Annotated in this window: 14 protein-coding genes and 1 pseudogene; 11 read left to right on the top strand and 4 right to left on the bottom strand. The window is 70.5% G+C overall.

All coding sequences use genetic code 11. The annotated features are described in order from the left end of the window. The 3 genes from ACIBEF_RS20550 to ACIBEF_RS20540 form a co-directional block, all read right to left on the bottom strand. A complete protein-coding gene (locus ACIBEF_RS20550; RefSeq protein ID WP_396794812.1) occupies window positions 1-714 on the bottom strand; it encodes a hypothetical protein in 714 nt (237 codons plus the stop codon). A 107-nt stretch (window positions 715-821) separates the two neighbouring features. After that, window positions 822-1,484, bottom strand: a complete 663-nt coding sequence (locus tag ACIBEF_RS20545; RefSeq protein ID WP_396794811.1) for a response regulator — start codon at window positions 1,482-1,484, stop codon at window positions 822-824. Window positions 1,485-1,509: 25 nt separating this feature from the next. Next, on the bottom strand, window positions 1,510-2,640 hold the full coding sequence (locus tag ACIBEF_RS20540) for a sensor histidine kinase (RefSeq protein WP_396794810.1): 1,131 nt from the start codon (window positions 2,638-2,640) through the stop codon (window positions 1,510-1,512). A gap of 144 nt (window positions 2,641-2,784) precedes the next feature. Here ACIBEF_RS20540 and ACIBEF_RS20535 point away from each other — a divergent pair, with 144 nt between their 5' ends. The 9 genes and pseudogenes from ACIBEF_RS20535 (at window position 2,785) to ACIBEF_RS20495 (ending at window position 11,111) form a co-directional block, all read left to right on the top strand. Further along, a complete protein-coding gene (locus tag ACIBEF_RS20535) occupies window positions 2,785-3,777 on the top strand; it encodes a carboxymuconolactone decarboxylase family protein (protein WP_396794808.1) in 993 nt (330 codons plus the stop codon). Between the two features lie 10 nt (window positions 3,778-3,787). After that, entirely contained in the window at window positions 3,788-4,240 is a 453-nt protein-coding gene (locus tag ACIBEF_RS20530; protein WP_396794806.1) for a DUF6220 domain-containing protein, read from the top strand. Beyond that, window positions 4,237-5,976, top strand: a complete 1,740-nt coding sequence (locus ACIBEF_RS20525) for a multicopper oxidase family protein (RefSeq protein ID WP_396794804.1) — start codon at window positions 4,237-4,239, stop codon at window positions 5,974-5,976. Before ACIBEF_RS20530 ends, ACIBEF_RS20525 begins: the two co-directional genes overlap by 4 nt. A 25-nt stretch (window positions 5,977-6,001) precedes the next feature. Beyond that, a complete protein-coding gene (locus ACIBEF_RS20520; protein ID WP_396794803.1) occupies window positions 6,002-6,454 on the top strand; it encodes an OsmC family protein in 453 nt (150 codons plus the stop codon). A gap of 47 nt (window positions 6,455-6,501) precedes the next feature. Next, window positions 6,502-7,587 carry a hypothetical protein gene (locus ACIBEF_RS20515; RefSeq protein WP_396794802.1) on the top strand — a complete coding sequence of 362 codons (1,086 nt, stop codon included), beginning with the start codon at window positions 6,502-6,504 and terminating at the stop codon, window positions 7,585-7,587. A gap of 188 nt (window positions 7,588-7,775) precedes the next feature. Continuing rightward, complete coding sequence (locus ACIBEF_RS20510) at window positions 7,776-9,176, top strand: non-reducing end alpha-L-arabinofuranosidase family hydrolase (RefSeq protein WP_396794801.1); 1,401 nt, start codon at window positions 7,776-7,778, stop codon at window positions 9,174-9,176. A 284-nt stretch (window positions 9,177-9,460) separates the two neighbouring features. Further along, entirely contained in the window at window positions 9,461-10,075 is a 615-nt protein-coding gene (locus tag ACIBEF_RS20505; RefSeq protein ID WP_396794800.1) for a dihydrofolate reductase family protein, read from the top strand. Between the two features lie 144 nt (window positions 10,076-10,219). Further along, window positions 10,220-10,915 (top strand): annotated as a pseudogene (locus ACIBEF_RS20500) (IS701 family transposase); the annotation flags it as partial. Beyond that, window positions 10,878-11,111, top strand: a complete 234-nt coding sequence (locus ACIBEF_RS20495) for a hypothetical protein (RefSeq protein ID WP_396794799.1) — start codon at window positions 10,878-10,880, stop codon at window positions 11,109-11,111. The pseudogene ACIBEF_RS20500 and the gene ACIBEF_RS20495, both read left to right, overlap by 38 nt. Before the next feature lie 11 nt (window positions 11,112-11,122). Here ACIBEF_RS20495 and ACIBEF_RS20490 read toward each other — a convergent pair whose 3' ends face one another. Beyond that, entirely contained in the window at window positions 11,123-12,043 is a 921-nt protein-coding gene (locus ACIBEF_RS20490) for an RNA polymerase subunit sigma-70 (RefSeq protein WP_396794798.1), read from the bottom strand. Between the two features lie 136 nt (window positions 12,044-12,179). Here ACIBEF_RS20490 and ACIBEF_RS20485 point away from each other — a divergent pair, with 136 nt between their 5' ends. Together ACIBEF_RS20485 and ACIBEF_RS20480 are read left to right on the top strand one after the other, a co-directional pair. After that, window positions 12,180-12,887 (top strand): DUF899 family protein, encoded by a 708-nt coding sequence (locus ACIBEF_RS20485; protein ID WP_396794797.1) that lies wholly within the window; start codon window positions 12,180-12,182, stop codon window positions 12,885-12,887. A gap of 7 nt (window positions 12,888-12,894) precedes the next feature. After that, window positions 12,895-13,416 carry a hypothetical protein gene (locus tag ACIBEF_RS20480; protein ID WP_396794796.1) on the top strand — a complete coding sequence of 174 codons (522 nt, stop codon included), beginning with the start codon at window positions 12,895-12,897 and terminating at the stop codon, window positions 13,414-13,416. The last annotated feature ends 133 nt before the right edge of the window (window positions 13,417-13,549 follow it).

Here is a 13,549-nt window from a genome sequence, read left to right as displayed (position 1 = left end):
TCAGACCAGGAACTCCTCCCGCATCCGCGCGCCCAGGTTGATCCCGCCAACCGCCCGAGGGCCGGCCGGGTCGTGCACGGCGACGGTGTTGTTGCGACGCATCAGCTCCCGCACCGCGGGTGGCAGTCGCGGCGGGTCGTCCATGGCCGCGAGGACCTGCCCGGCGCTGACGATCAGCCGATCGGCCAGGGTGGCGGCGTCGGTGTCCACCCGCACCCGGCCGTACTCCCAGCCGGAGGTGGTCAGGTCGAGCACCTCGAACACGCGGGTCACCACCGGGTTCGGGTCGGTCACCCGGTCGAGCCGGGGCGCCCGCTTGCCGACCACGGTGACGGCGGCGGCCACCTGCGCGTACGGGTGGAAGCCACACGGCAACGCGAACAGCGGCCAGCGCAGGGCCGGGCCCGCCTCCTTCCACAGCGGCCGGTAGTTACGGCGGTGCACCAGCAGCCGCCGGCCCGTCCGCCGGTGGATCTCCTGCGCCTGGGCCTGAAGGTCCACGTGGGCCTCGTCGGCGACCTGACTCACGATCCGGGTCGCCACCACCAGGCCGTCGTCACTGTCGAGCGAACCGGCGAGCGCGTCGACCTGCTCGGTGAACCGGACCCGCGCGTGGGGGCCGTACCGGGACTGGACGTCGTGCAGCAGCGCCTGCTGGCGTCCCGGGTCGAGCTGGACTCGCCTACCGCCCAGCAATCGACGGAGCCAACGCATGTCGCCTCGATTCAGCAGAGCCGTCGCGGACGGCGGCAATGCTAGTGCGTCGACCCTCCCTCATGTTCCCAAGGGGGGTTGATCGACTCGTCTTTCGGAGACGGCGATCACCGCCGACGCGGCGTGATCAGCCCCGACTCGTACGCCCACACGACCAACTGGGCCCGGTCGCGGCAGTGCAGCTTCGTCATCGCCCGGTTGACGTGAGTCTTGGCGGTCAGCGGACTGATCACCATGCGCGCGGCGATCTCGTCGTTGGTCAGCCCACGGGCGACCAGTTCGACGATCTCCTGCTCCCGGGCGGTCAGCACGTCGCGGCCGGCGGTCGGCACGGCCGGCGGTGGTCCGGCCACGAACTCACTGATCAGTGTGCGGGTGACGGTCGGCGCGAGCAGCGCGTCACCGCGCGCCACGACGGTGACGGCGTGCAGCAGGTCGGCGGGGTCGGCGTCCTTGAGGAGGAAGCCGCTGGCGCCCGCGCGGAGCGCGGCGAACACGTAGGAGTCGAGCCCGTAGTTGGTGAGGATGAGAACGCGGATCGCGGCCAGGTCGGGATCGGCGGCGATGCGCCGGGTGGCCTCGATGCCGTCGAGGCCCGGCATCTGCACATCCATGAGGACGACGTCCGGGCGCAGACTCCGCGACAGGTGGACGGCCGAGGTGCCGTCGGTCGCCTCGCCGACGACCTCCAGGTGGTCCTCGGCCTCGAGCAGTGCCCGGAAGCCGGCCCGCATCAGCGCCTGGTCGTCGGCGAGCAGGACCCGGATCATCCCGGCTCCTGCGGGCGGCGGGCGGTCATCGTGGGCCGTCCAGCGGGAAGGTGGCCCGTACGGTGAACCCGTGGTCGTCGTGCGCGGCGGTCCGCAGTGTGCCGCCCAGGGCGCTGACCCGCTCCCGCATGCCGCGCAGGCCCACGCCCGGGGTCAGCGGCTCGGCCGGCGACGCGCGACCGTCGTCGCTGACCGCGACGGTCAGCCCCGCCGGGGCGTACTCCACCTGGATGTGCGCGGTCGCGGGCCCGGCGTGGCGGGCCACGTTGGTGAGCGCCTCCTGGATGACCCGGTACCCGGCCTGGTCGACCTCGTCGGGCAGGTCGCCGCGCTGGCCGGTGACGGTCACCTGCACCGGTACGCCGACCGCCCGGGTCCGCTCGGCCAACTCGTCCACCCGGGCCAGCCCGACCCGATCGCCGTCGGTCGGTGCGCGTAGGACGTCGAGGGTCGTGCGGAGTTCCCGCATGGCGGCGCCGCTGGCCTCCTGGATCGCCAGCAGCGTGGCCGACGGCTCCTCGCCGTGTTTGCGGGCCAGGTGCACGGCGATCCCCGCCTGCACCTTGATCACGGAGATGCTGTGGGTCAGGGAGTCGTGCAGGTCGCGGGCGATGCGCAGGCGCTCCTCCCCGGCGCGGCGCAACGCCATCTCCTCGCGGGTGCGTTCGGCCTCGACGGCCCGCTGCTCGACCTGCTCCAGGTACGCCCGGCGCTGCCGCGCGACGAGGCCGGCGACGTTGGCCGCCACGAACCAGCCGAGCAGCAGGGCCGTCCGTTCGGCGACCAGTTGGCCCGCTCGGCCGGGCGGCGCCATCGAGATGTCGCTGGCCAGGAAGCTACCGAGGAAGGCGAGGCTGGCCACGGCGGCGGCCGACCGGTGCCCCTGCCAGGCGCTGACGTAGACCGCGCACAGGACGGGGAACGCGGCGGACACCCCGGGATGCACCCGGACGTGGACGGCCAGCATGGCGACGGTGACCACGCCCAGCGCCACCACCGGGTATCGCCGGCACGCCGCCAGGGCCACCACGGTGGCGAGGACCAGGGCGACGTCGAGCACCTCGACCGGCGCGGCGTCCGGGGTGAGCACGGCGTTGCCGAGCAGGAGGACGCCGAGGGCGAGACCGCCGACGGCGTACGGGAGGTCGCGGCGCATGGTCGCACTGTAGAACGGCCGTCGTCGGTGGAGCATCCCGCGCGCGTGGTAGCTGCGGCGTACCACGGACGCGGTATGAGCGGCGCGGCAAGTGTCTGCGACGGCACGACGTTTTCCCGGCCCGCCGGAACAAGCATCGAGCCCATGACATACCGCTTTTTCGCCCCCACACCGACGAGGGCGGCCACCGGCCGCACCGCAGCCGTCTACCAACAGTTGCGCGACGACTTTCTCGGGCCGTTGCCGGCCTTCCAGGCGCTCTCGGCCGTGCCGGAGGTGCTGGCCGCGACCTGGGCGCTGATGCGGGAGGCGCTGCTCGCCGGGGACGCGCCCCGGGTCGACCGCGAACTCGTCGCGGCGTCGGTCTCCCGGGTCAACCGCTGTCAGTTCTGCGTCGACGCCCACGTGCTGCTGCTGCACGCGCTGGGCGCACCGAAGCTGGCCGAGACCGTCGCCCGGGGCGAGACGCCCGCCGAGCCGGGGTACGCCGCGCTCGTCGGCTGGGCGCAGGCGAGCCGCAACCCCAGATCCGCCGACTGGACCAGCGCCCACGGCCCGGAGATCACCGGCACCCTGCTCGCCTTCCACTTCATCAACCGGGTCGTCTCCGCGTTGCTCGACCCCGATCTGCTCCCCGGCGGCCTGCAACGTTCCCCGCTGGTGCGCTCGGTCGGGGGCCGGCTCTACGCCAGGGCGGCCCGGGAGTCGAAGGAGCCCGGCCGAAGCCTTCCGCTGCTCGACGTCGACCCGACGGCATCACCTCCCGCCTGGGCGGGGGACAGCCCGGTGGGTGTCGCCTACGCGTCGCTGCGGAACGCCGCCACCCGGGGTGGGGATCTGCTGGGCGCGGTGGCGCGCCAGACCGTCACGGCCACGGTGCGCTGGGAGGACGGGCAGTTCCCGGCGCGGCCCGCGGACTGGGCCGTCGACCTGGTCCGGGACGTGCCGGGCGCGGACCGCGTCGGGACGCGGATCGCGTTGCTGGCGGCGTTCGCGCCCGGCGCGATCAGCCCGGGTGACGTCGCTCTCTGGCGGCTCTCCCACCCCGCCGACGCGGACCTCGTGCGGTTGGTCGCGTACGGGGCGATCACGGCCACCGATCACGTCGCCCAGGCCCTCGCCTCGGCGCACATCTAGGAGGTAACCCATGCGCAAGGCACTCGTCATCATCAGCGCACTGCTGCTCGTCGCGTTCGCCGTGCAGTTCGTCCTCGCCGCCGTGGGTGGGTTCACCAGACCCGCCGGCGACGACGCGTACGCGCTGCACAGCGTCAACGGCATGGCGGTGATCCCGCTTCTCACGCTGCTCACCGCCCTGTTCGCCGCGCTGGCGAAGGCACCCGGAAAGATCATCGGACTGGCGGTCCTCCCGATCGGCCTCGTCGCCCTCCAGCCACTCATCGCCATGTTGGCGGAGGCCTCCACCGACGCGTCGGGTGTCAGCACCCCGCTCGGCCTGACCATCGGTGGGTTGCACGCGCTCAACGGGATCATCGCGGTGCACGTCGTGGTCGGCGTCCATCGGGCGGCGCGACAGCTCGCCGTTTCGGTTCCCGCCGGCGTGGCTCGGCTGGTCACCCGGGAAGGAGAGCCGGCGTGACCACCGGGTCGCTACTCGTGGCCGACCTCGTGATCGCGGTCCTCGCGGTCGCCGCCTGGCTGGGGGCTGGCGCCGCGTCCGCTGCCCGTCGTCGCCCGCTCGCACTGGGACTGGCGGCCGTCGCGCTGCTCGCCACGCTCGCCCGCGCGCTCACGATCACCGGCCTCGCCCGGGCCGGCTGGTGGTTCGCGGCGGAGAAGGTCCTCATCGCGGCCCCGCTGTCGCTCGCGGCGGTGGGCGTCGCCGGCCCGCGGTTGCTGCGGGCCCGGGGCGACATCCGGGCCGTCGCGGTCCCGCTCCTCTTCGCCGGGTACGCCACGAGCAGCGCCCTGCTCGTGACGGTCCTGCACGGCTATCCGGCGTCGGCCGGGGCGGGGCTGCTGGCAGTCGCCGGGGTCGTGGCGGCCACGGTGATCTCGGCGCGTGCGCTCGGTGCGCGCCCGTCCCGGACGGTGTCCCGGGTGGCCCTCGTGGTGGCGGTCGCGGCCCTGCTGACCGGAACCGGGCTGACCGTCACCCCGGGCGCCGCGCCCGCCGTACCGCATGAGCATGGTTCTCCGGCGGCCCGCATCGCCGACGAACCCACCCGGCGGTTCACCCTGACCGCCGCAGCCGCCACTGTGGACGCGGCCGGGCGGAACGTAGCGGCGTGGGCGTTCAACGGGCAGGTCCCCGGACCGGAGTTGACCGCCACGGTCGGCGACGTCCTGGAGGTGACGCTGCGCAACCGGAACATCGAGCGCGGCGTCACAGTGCACTGGCACGGGTACGACGTGCCCAACGATCAGGACGGGGTACCCGGTGTGACCCAGGCGGCGGTGCGGCCCGGGCAGGAGTTCGTCTACCGGCTCCGCGCCGACCAGGCCGGAACGTACTGGTACCACACGCATTCGGCCTCCGATGTCGGCGTGCGGATGGGTCTCTACGGCGTGCTGGTGGTGCGACCGGGCCCGGTGACCGGCCTCGACGTCACAGTGCCGGTGCACACCCTGGCGGGCCGTCCGTTGCCCGCGCCGAGAGTGGAGAAGGTCCAGGCCGGCGTGCCGGTGCGGATGCGACTGATCAACACCGACAGCACCACGCACCGCTACGCCCTGGCCGGGACCGCGTTCCGGGTGGCCGCGGTCGACGGTGTCGACCTGCGCGGCCCGACGCCGCTGGTGGACACCGCCGTGCTGATCCCGGCCGGGGGCCGCTACGACCTGGTCTTCGACGCGTCGGCGACCCCGGTGGCACTGGTCGTCGACGGACGCACCGTCTACTCGACCGGCCCGGTGTCGACGGCGACCGGCGCCTGGCCGGTGCTGGATCCGCTCGGCTACGGCACGACTGCCCCGGTGCGGTGGTCCCGGTTCGACAAGACGTTCACCCTCGTCCTCGACCGCGTCCTCGACCTGCGCAGACTGCTACCGCGGTACGCCCACACCGTCAACGGCGCGGCCGATCCGGACATCCCACCGCAGGTCGTACGCCTGGGTGACGTCGTACGGTTCACGATCGTCAACCGGTCGCAGACCGTGCACCCGTGGCACCTGCACGGCCACCACGTCCTGGTGCTGGCCCGCGATGGTGAACCGGCGACCGGAAGCCCGCTGTGGCTGGACTCGTTCGACGTCCGTCCGGGCGAGGTGTGGGAGGTGGCGTTCCGGGCCGACAACCCGGGGATGTGGGCCAACCACTGCCACAACCTGGCGCACGCCGATGCCGGGATGACGCTGCATCTCACGTACTCGTGATCGTCGAGGCGGGTAGTTTTCTGTCATGACTGAGGACACCTTCCGTTCGGTGGCGATCGAGCGCACCAGCCTGGGCAACTACGTCGTGCGGAACTCCCGTGGCGGGTCGGTGTCGTTGGGCACGGGTGAGGACGGCAGTTTCACGCCGGTGGAGTTGCTGCTGGCCGCCATCGGCGGTTGCGCCGCCGTGGACGTGGACCACATCACCAGTCGTCGTGCCGAGCCGACCGGGTTCGCCGTCGCCGTGACCGGTGACAAGATCCGGGACGAGGCCGGCGGGAACCGGATGCGCAACCTGCGGGTCGAGTTCACGGTGACGTTCCCGGAGGGCGCGGAGGGCGACGCGGCCCGTGCGGCGCTGCCCCGGTCGTTGCAGCAGTCGCACGATCGGTTGTGCACGGTCTCCCGTACCGTCGAGCTCGGCACTCCCGTCGCGATCGCCGAGGGCCCGGGGCCATCGGAGACTGATCGGCGCTGAGCACTGCTACTCAGGCCCGGGCGGCTCGTTCGTGTGAGGGTGGCGGGATGCGTCGACTACTGGTGCCACTGCTGATCGTCCTCACCGTGGTGGTGGCGTGTGCCGATCCGAACGCCCAGCCGGGTCGCTCGGACCCGACGGTCGCGCTGCCGGTGCCCACCGAGTTGCTCGCCGACGGCAGCGTGCCCTGGGCCGACCTGAAGATCACCGACGAGGACTTCAACGGTCGCCCTCCCGCGCCGAGAACGCCGGCCACCGGCAGCGAACCGTGCCGGGCGGAGCAGCTGACCGGTCGGCTCACCACCTGGACGCGGCCCGGCAACGGCGGTGAGACGCCTCGGGGCTTCGACGCCGCCATCGGCAAGCTCATCGGCGAAGTGGACGTGCGGAACTCGTCGACGGACGAGTGCACCCTGCAGGGCGAGGTGCCCACGACCATGCGCGCCGGCGGTCGCGAGATCCCGATGCTCTACACCCACGGCATCGACGAGGAGGGCCGTACCCGGGTGGTCGTCGTGCCGGCCGGCGGCAACGCCAGCCTGCGTCTGGACTGGTCCGGACCGTTCTGCCAGCCCGTGAAGGGGTCGTTGGAGCTCGCGATCGAACTGCCGCACGACGGTGGCAGGCTTCGCGCACCGGTCACCGCCGACGAGCGTCCGGGCTGTCCGCAGGGGGAGGGGGTCAACCCCCGCGCGCGCGGGACGCTGTCCGCGGGCGGATTCACCGAGCCGGTGGCGGTGTCGAAGCCCCCGTCCTCGCCGCTCGAGAAGCTCACCGTCGCCGTGCAGGGGCCGACGACCGCCGTCGCCGGGTCGCGGCTCACCTTCCGGGTGACGCTGGGCAACCCGACCGACGGCACCCTCGCGTTGGACCCTTGCCCGGCCTACCTGATGGAACGGTTCTCTCTCGGCGACGCGACGAACGACGCGGTGAACTCGGCCCAGCTGTACCGGCTGAACTGCCGCGCCCTGCCGCAGATCCCCGCTGGCGGCAGTGCCGTGTTCGAGATGGTCGCCGAGGTGCCGGCGTCGATGCGGGCCGGGCGTGAGCTGACCGTGACGTGGAAGCTCTATCTGCCGCACTACGTACAGCGGAGCAACCAGTTCGGTGTCGTGACCCTCACCGTCGTCTGAGGGAAGGTCACCGCCTCGGCCGGCGGCATCGGCGAGCTCGACATCGGCGAGGACGAGAGATAGATGCTGTTGAGGGTATGGGAGCGCTCCCGTAGCATGTCTGACGCGGCCTGTTAACGTTCACAACCGGTCACCACGCAATGACCACCACCAATGCATGGGCCGCCGTCCCGCGAGGAGGGTGCTACATGGTCAGATCCAGAGCCACCAATGCCGGTCTGGTTGCGGCCGGCGTCGGCTTACTGCTGTCGTCGACAGTTGTCGCGGCGCTGCCGGCCGGTGCCGCGGCTGAGGGTTGTTCGGTGAACTACGCCGTGTCGTCGCAGTGGCAGGGCGGCTTCGGCGCCAACGTCGCGATCACGAACCTGGGTGACCCGCTGAGCAGTTGGACGCTGACCTGGTCGTACGGTGCCGGGCAGACGGTGACGCAGGCCTGGAACACGTCGCTGACGCAGAGCGGGTCGGCGGTGACCGCGAAGAACGTGAGTTACAACGGTGCTATCCCGGCCAACGGCACTGTGTCGTTCGGGTTCAACGGGTCCTGGACGGGCAGCAATCCGGCACCGACGAGCTTCGCCCTGAACGGTGTCACCTGCACCGGTGGCACGACGCCGACGACTCCACCCCCGACGACTCCGCCGCCGACCGATCCGCCGCCGACCACGCCGCCGCCCACCCAGACCTGTGACCTTCCCTCGACGTACCGGTGGTCGTCGACCGGTGCGCTGGCGCAGCCGAGGTCGGGTTGGGTGTCGCTGAAGGACTTCACCGTCGCGCCGTACAACGGCCAGCAGCTCGTCTATGCCACCACCCACGACACCGGGACCAGGTGGGGTTCGATGAACTTCGGTCTGTTCTCGAATTACTCGCAGATGGGATCGGCGAGCCAGAACGCGATGAACAACGCGACTGTCGCGCCGTCGTTGTTCTACTTCGCGCCGCGCAACATCTGGGTGTTGGCCTACCAGTGGGGTGGGCCAGCGTTCTCGTACCGGACCTCGTCCGACCCGACCAACCCGAACGGGTGGTCGGCGGCGCAGACGCTGTTCAGCGGCAGCATCACCGGCTCCGGCACCGGCCCGATCGACCAGGCGGTCATCGGTGACGGCACGAACATGTACCTGTTCTTCGCCGGTGACAACGGCAAGATCTACCGGGCCAGCATGCCGATCGGCAACTTCCCGGGCAGCTTCGGCTCGAACTACACGACCATCATGAGTGACACCACGAACAACCTGTTCGAGGCGGTGCAGGTCTACAAGCTCCAGGGTCTGAACAAGTACCTCATGATCGTCGAGGCGATCGGTTCGCAGGGTCGCTACTTCCGCTCATTCACGGCCACCAGTCTGGGCGGTTCGTGGACGCCGCAAGCCACCAGCGAGAGCAACCCGTTCGCGGGCAAGGTCAACAGCGGTGCCACCTGGACAAACGACATCAGCCACGGTGAGCTGCTGCGCACCAACGCCGACCAGACGATGACCGTCAACGCCTGCAACCTGCAACTGCTCTACCAGGGTCGTTCTCCCAGCTCCGGCGGCGACTACGGCCTGCTGCCGTACCGGCCGGGGCTGCTGACCCTGCAGCGCTGACCAGTCTGATCAAGCTCGACCGCCCCGGAACGGGCGGGCTCGGCGTCACGCCGAGCCCGCCCCGCACCACGCCGGGCGCGATCGATCCTCTGGCGCCCCGGTCTCCGGTTGGGCCTGCCCGGCCCGGTCCGGCGCTTGATCCACTCGAGTTCACGGAAGTCGCGGTACCCCGGCTGACAAAGACGGGGCACGACACGCGCCAGCGGGGCGGGCTGCGGCTGACGAGTTTGGGACGATGCGCCGGTCGACCTACCGACATCACCCGACTCGAAGGGACCTCCGCGATGGCAAAGGTCATCTCCACGCTGTTCATCTCGGCCGACGGTGTGGCCGAGATCGACCCTGACTGGCACTTCCCGTACTTCGACGAGAACATGGGCCGCGCCGTCACCGAGGACTACGACGCCGCCAACGTGCTGCTCATCGGCCGCGAGACGTACGACAGCTTCGCCGGGGCCTGGCCGGACCGCGAGGCCGCCGGTGGCGAGGACGCACCGTTCGCCAAGCAGCTCGGCGACATGCGCAAGGTCGTCGCCTCGCGTCAGTCGCCGGAGTTCTCCTGGCGCAACTCCGAGCTGATCGACGGTGACCTCCTCGATGCCGTCACCGCGCTGAAGGCCGACGTCGGCGTGCGGGGGGTTCTCATCCCCGGGTCGATCTCCGTCGTGCAGCAACTGCTCGCCGCCGGCCTGGTCGACGAGCTGCGTCTGCTGGTGCATCCGGTGGCCGCGCGCAAGGGCCGCAGGCTGTTCGACGAGGGTGACACCGCGTACCACCTGCGACTGCTGGCAACGGAAGCGTTCCCGACGGGTGTCCTTCGCGTGATCTACGCGCCGGGCCCGGTGCCGACGCCGGTCGGCTACGACGAGGTCAAGGACCAGGTGCCGGCCGGAAACTAGTACTCCAACGTCACTTGGCTTCGGCGTTGGGCGTGGCGCGGGCATGAGGACGGCCACCACGTTGATCATCGATGGTTTGTGAGGACAACCGAAGATCGTGCGGTGGCCGTGTACCACAGCGTAGACCCGACCGGGTGGCGGGTCATCCTGGACGAGGCGGTGACACGTGTCGCGGACCGGTTCGTGCGGGCGGAGCCCCGTCGGACCGCCGGGCAGTTCGTGGAAGGGCTGCTGTCGGGCGTGGAACGTAAGACCTGCTGGTCGTTGGCCGAACGGGCGGGTCACGACGATCCGCAGGCGATGCAGCGGCTGCTGCGTACGGCGGTGTGGGACGCCGACGCCGTCCGCGATGACGTGCGTGATTGGCTGATCGAGCAGCTCGGCCACCCCGACGCGGTGCTTGTCGTCGACGAGACCGGCTTCCTGAAGAAGGGCGTGTGCTCGGTCGGGGTGCAGCGGCAGTAAACGGGCACCGCCGGGCGTGTCGAGAACAGCCAGGTCGGGGTGTTCCTGGCCTACGTGTCACCGGCGGGGCGGGCGATGATCGATCGCCGGCTCTACCTACCCGAGGCATCCTGGTGCGATCGCCCCGACCGTCTCACCGCCGCCGGCGTCCCGGACGACGTCGGGTTCGCTACGAAGCCTGCCCTGGCACGGCAGATGATCGCCGCTGCGCTGGACGCCGGTGTCCCGGTCGGGTGGGTGACTGGCGACGAGGTTTACGGCGCCGACCCTGGCCTGCGCGCTGACCTGGAACGCCGCGGGATCGCCTACGTCCTGGCACCGGTTCATCACCCTGGCCATGCTCGCCCTGGCCGTCCTGACCATCCTCGCCGCCGCCACCGCGCAGCAGCCCGACCCCGACCCGGAGATCATCGCGTTGACCGTCGCCGAGATCCGCCGACTCCTCAACGCCTTCGTCCTCGCCCTGCCACTACCCCCAGCGCACACCCTGCGCTGGTCCACCTGGCGACGAACATCCCAAGCCCGAGCCCGGCGATCCCACTACCAGCGCAGGCTCGGCCGCTTAGCTTGAGACTTACTCGTCTAGGGCTCGAGCGTGGCGGGCATGCTGAAGGCGGCGACGTGACGGGCACCGATGAAGGCGTTGCTCTCTACGATCTTCCCGTTTTCGATCCGGAGTACGTCGACGACCAACGCCTCGTAGTGCGAGCTGCCAGGCCGGCGGAGATAGTTGATCAGTGCCGGGCGCCCGTTGGCCGAGGTGGGGAACGTACGCCAGTCGAGCGGTCGGCCGAGGAACTCCGCGGCCGCGTCGATCCCGACGACCGGCGGCTCGGGCGGCATCGTGATCCGTACGTCCTCGGCGAGCAGTGCCCGGATCATCTCCGGGTCCTTCGCGTTGGCGTAGCGGCGCAGGATCTCTTCGTCCTCACTGGTGAGCTGCGGGCGGCGCCAGTCCTTCGGGTCCGACGGAGCGCGCCGCCGGAGGGTGTGGCGGGCCCGCTGGAGAAGGCTGTTGACGGCCGCTACGGCGGTGTCGAGCGCGTCGGCGATCTCCTGCGGCGTCCAGCCGTAGACGTCGCGCAGCACGAAGGCCGCCCGCTGCCGCGGCGGCAGGTACATGAGCGCTGCGATCAGGGCCAACTCGACGGTCTCCCGGGCGGCGAGACCGGTCTGCGGATCGTCGGCCAACAGGGCGTCTGGATAAGGACCGAGCTCGGTGGACCACTCCAGCGGGTCACCATACGGAACCGTCCGGTGACCGGCCGCCTTGCGGCTGTCGAGGAAGACGTTCGTGGCGATCCGGTAGAACCAGGTGCGCGCCGACGCCCGACCCTCGAAGCGGTCGCGAGCCCGCCAGGCACGCAGGAAGGCCTCCTGCACCAGGTCATCCGCGTCGGTGACGTTCCCTGCGAGGCGGTAGCAGTGGATGTGTAGCTCACGCCGGTGCTCGTCGAAGGCGCGCTGCAGCCAGACCGCCTGTTCATCAGACGAGTCGGACATGTGGTTTCCCCGGGGCTGAATGGTCCTCACAACCGTACTGACGACCGCGGACCCATCCGTCATCGGTCACCGATGACGATCGCCGACTCGGTCGTCTGTACCTGTGACCGATCCCCACTCCACGAAGGAGATAGCCATGACGGCAACCCCCACGTCCAGCGCCGCCGCGCCCCCGGTCGTCGACCGGGAGACCTGGCTGCGCGAGCGCAACGAACTGCTGGTCCGGGAGAAGGCCCATACCCGCGAAGGAGACGCGATCGCAGCCGCTCGTCGTCAGCTGCCGATGACCTTGATGCCGACGGTGACGGTCCAGGGCCCCGGCGGGGACACCCCGCTGGTGGAGGTTTTCGAGGGCCGCCGGATGCTCATCGCCTACTTTCACATGTGGCACGACGGCAAACCGTACGAGCATCAGTGTGAGGGGTGCACCTTCTCGACCTGTCACATGCAGATACTGGACTACTTGCACGCTCGGGACGTCACCTACGCCGTGTTCTGCCAGGGCCCCTACGACGAAAGTGCCCCGTTCGCGGAGTTCATGGGCTACCCGTTCCCCTGGTATTCGGCGAAAGACTCCGACCCGGCGCTGGCCGACGGTCGTGACTTCGGGTTCATCGCCTGCTACCGGCGCGACGGCGACCAGGTCTACGAAACCTACTGGACCACCGGGCGGGGCGTGGAGGCCTTGATGACCACCTACCACGCCCTGGACCTCACGGTGTACGGCCGGCAGGAGAACTGGGAGAACTCGCCTGAAGGCTGGCCGCGGGTGACCGGGCACCCGTGGCGTCTCAACGGCCGCCCCACCGCGCAATGGTCACGCCCGGGCGTCGCACCACGATGACGTCCTGATGATCGAGGTGATCATGCTCGGGTCGGCCGCGGTGTCAGCCTGCTGCTGCGTCGTGCCGCGGGCGGGCGCTTCCCGCAGAGCCCGAATGCTTGCGGGTGCGATGGTGGCTGTCATGGTCGCGGTGGCCCTGGACGCCGCATCGGTTGTGCAGTACGCGGGCACGCTGCTGCTCCTGGTCTTGGCGGTGGCAATCGTCGTCGGCGGTCCGACCGAGCGCGGCCCGGAGGTGGAGTGGCACCGTATGGCCGGGGCCGTGCTCATGGCGCTCTCCGTGCTGGTGCATCAACATGGCGAGTCGATGGCTGCCCACCACATGACCGCCGGGCCCCGGACGGACCACGGCACCGTCACCGGCCATGACGCGGCGCTCGTGTTGCTACGCGCCGCCACGGCGGCTTACCTCTGCTGGATGGCGACCGCACTCGTCCGGCTGCGCGATCGACCGATCACGGACCTGCTCCGTTGGGAGCACCTGGCCATGGGGGCAAGCCTCGCGGCCATGATCTTCTTCATGAGCTAGCCGAGTAAGCCAGCCGGCAGATCAAGTGACGTAGGAGTACTAGGCCGTGTTTCGTAAGTGGGCGTGGGCCGGGTGAGGTCACGGCGTGGCGGTGATCGATAACTGAAGAGGTCTCCGGTAAGTGGGTTAGCGA

The organism is Micromonospora sp. NPDC050795, from assembly GCF_044456785.1.
Classification (GTDB): domain Bacteria; phylum Actinomycetota; class Actinomycetes; order Mycobacteriales; family Micromonosporaceae; genus Micromonospora.
Note: the sequence above shows the minus strand (reverse complement) of the source record. Positions and strands in the feature narration are given on the sequence as shown.

Coding starts and splice junctions, on each gene's coding strand:
- ACIBEF_RS20540 (WP_396794810.1), bottom strand. CDS start 2,640: ATGCGCCGCGACCTCCCGTACGCCGTCGGCGGTCTCGCCCTCGGCGTC.
- ACIBEF_RS20495 (WP_396794799.1), top strand. CDS start 10,878: ATGCTCGCCCTGGCCGTCCTGACCATCCTCGCCGCCGCCACCGCGCAG.
- ACIBEF_RS20535 (WP_396794808.1), top strand. CDS start 2,785: ATGACATACCGCTTTTTCGCCCCCACACCGACGAGGGCGGCCACCGGC.
- ACIBEF_RS20530 (WP_396794806.1), top strand. CDS start 3,788: ATGCGCAAGGCACTCGTCATCATCAGCGCACTGCTGCTCGTCGCGTTC.
- ACIBEF_RS20545 (WP_396794811.1), bottom strand. CDS start 1,484: ATGATCCGGGTCCTGCTCGCCGACGACCAGGCGCTGATGCGGGCCGGC.
- ACIBEF_RS20490 (WP_396794798.1), bottom strand. CDS start 12,043: ATGTCCGACTCGTCTGATGAACAGGCGGTCTGGCTGCAGCGCGCCTTC.
- ACIBEF_RS20485 (WP_396794797.1), top strand. CDS start 12,180: ATGACGGCAACCCCCACGTCCAGCGCCGCCGCGCCCCCGGTCGTCGAC.
- ACIBEF_RS20520 (WP_396794803.1), top strand. CDS start 6,002: ATGACTGAGGACACCTTCCGTTCGGTGGCGATCGAGCGCACCAGCCTG.
- ACIBEF_RS20515 (WP_396794802.1), top strand. CDS start 6,502: ATGCGTCGACTACTGGTGCCACTGCTGATCGTCCTCACCGTGGTGGTG.
- ACIBEF_RS20480 (WP_396794796.1), top strand. CDS start 12,895: ATGATCGAGGTGATCATGCTCGGGTCGGCCGCGGTGTCAGCCTGCTGC.
- ACIBEF_RS20510 (WP_396794801.1), top strand. CDS start 7,776: ATGGTCAGATCCAGAGCCACCAATGCCGGTCTGGTTGCGGCCGGCGTC.
- ACIBEF_RS20505 (WP_396794800.1), top strand. CDS start 9,461: ATGGCAAAGGTCATCTCCACGCTGTTCATCTCGGCCGACGGTGTGGCC.
- ACIBEF_RS20550 (WP_396794812.1), bottom strand. CDS start 714: ATGCGTTGGCTCCGTCGATTGCTGGGCGGTAGGCGAGTCCAGCTCGAC.